The organism is Bartonella sp. CB10SXKL (genome assembly GCF_042195515.1).
In the GTDB taxonomy this organism is placed as follows: domain Bacteria; phylum Pseudomonadota; class Alphaproteobacteria; order Rhizobiales; family Rhizobiaceae; genus Bartonella.
Map to the genome: position 1 here is coordinate 1766 of NZ_JBHION010000039.1, position 1752 is coordinate 3517.

Sequence of the window (1752 nt, forward strand, 5' to 3'; positions counted from 1 at the left end):
CTTGTGATAAAGAGAGAGGCGTAGGATTTAAAACATGCCAAGCATGATCCCTATAAACCAAGCTATAAATGCACCCCCTTTGAAGTTCACCTCCAGATAATGCACGAATGCCTAATTCCGTCGCCTTATAAACAGGTTTAGCAGCTAAATCATTCAAGGCAATTGCGGTTTCCCCAACATTCTTACCCTTCGCTTTAAAACAAATTGATATCCCATTCTTATACTCTAAAAATTGCGATTGGCTTTGAAGTCTTATCAACGTCGTCTGCTGTTCAGCATCAACCGTAAAAGTGCTTTCAATCACACCACTCGTATCGGATAAATATTCACGCACACGCTGCATCATCACACGAGCACTATTATTCAGACTACTAGGACGTTGTCCTTTTGACCAATCTATTAAATCATCACAATAGGCATTCAAGGAGGCATTTAAAGACCAATCATAGATCGTCGACATCTTACACCTCATGTCTTAATCGCAAACAGAACACTCACATTAACTGGACGCGTCTCGCCTTCACCAGTGCTCTCCAAAACAACCTCTTGGTTCTCATCAAGAGTATAAGGACTTGCAACGTGACTCCTTAAATTCTCACGCTCTATACCCATAAAATTCGCTAGAGAGCTTCCCCCAAACAAGCCTAGACGATAGCCCAATACATCTGTCGTATTCCCATCCCAAAAGTTTTCGTTGCTGGTAAAATGAGACATCGAAAGGCTCTGTCCTTGATGTTGATGCGACTCGATTAAATCTGTTTGCACACTTGCAAAAGAACGCCCTTCATCAATATTGCGCCCTCCATCAAACCCCCGTAAAAACATTCCTCGAAAATCGGGAACATTAAACGTCGTAACGCCATCCCCCTCTCCCCAAACCGTGCCTATCGTCTCAAATAAATCACGATAATCACGACGTAAATAAGCCTTCCCATCGCAAATTAACCAATCCTTTGGAATCCCACGCATTCCAAACGTTCCTATAAAACCCGTGGGATAAAGACTGCTTTCTTCTTCTAAAGGGATAGAGGTAGGATTAACAAGATGCCAATGATCTCCATTATAAAACAATGTATAAATGCACCCTTGTTGGATTTCGCCCCCTGATAAAAGCGATAAACCCGTTTCCGTTGCCTTATAAACCGGCTTGCCATCTAAAGCATTTAAGACAATCGTGGTCGCTCCAACATTCCTGCCCGTCGCCATAAAGCGCAAAACGATACCATTCTTATACTCTAAAAACTGTGAAGTGCTTGCAAGTCTTATCACACTCGTTTGTTGGACATGATCATTTGTCACAATGCCTTCAAGCTCTCCACCCGTGTCTGACAAGTATTCCTTTACGCGCTGCATCATCACACGGGCGCTCGTATTCACACTGCTAGGATACTGTCCTTCGGACCAATCAATCAAATTATCAGAACGCGTATTATCCGCCGCTCTAAGCGACCAATCATAGATCGTTGACATCTCTCATAAATCCTAATTCCGGTAAAATGGTCCGTAAAACGCCCGCATGAATTGCGTCATCAAAGGATTATCATCTTCATCACTCTCTTCTTCTTCCGAAGCCTCTTCTTGTGATGCTAATAATGCCCTTAAAACCTCTAACAAGTTGTCTCTATTTCTAATGCCACCATGCGCTGTAGGACTTGCTCTATGAGGCTGCCCACCATACATCTGTAATACACGGTTGACAAAATCACTTGCACGCATAGCATTGTTTCCACCATTCAAGCCAACCGCATTGCT

At 43.0% G+C, this 1752-nt stretch carries 1 protein-coding gene and 2 pseudogenes; all 3 read right to left on the reverse strand.

The window, feature by feature from the left end; translation table 11 throughout:
- A pseudogene (locus ACFIK3_RS09040) lies at positions 1-460 on the reverse strand (phage tail protein); the annotation flags it as partial.
- Between the two features lie 8 nt (positions 461-468).
- Positions 469-1470: a phage tail protein gene (locus ACFIK3_RS09045; protein WP_375676587.1), complete on the reverse strand. Its 1002-nt coding sequence runs from the start codon at positions 1468-1470 to the stop codon at positions 469-471.
- Positions 1471-1482: 12 nt separating this feature from the next.
- Positions 1483-1752 (reverse strand): annotated as a pseudogene (locus ACFIK3_RS09050) (lytic transglycosylase); the annotation flags it as partial.

Bases quoted from the DNA above. Each gene is read 5' to 3' on its own strand.
- ACFIK3_RS09045 (WP_375676587.1), bottom strand. From the start codon at position 1,470: ATGTCAACGATCTATGATTGGTCGCTTAGAGCGGCGGATAATACGCGT.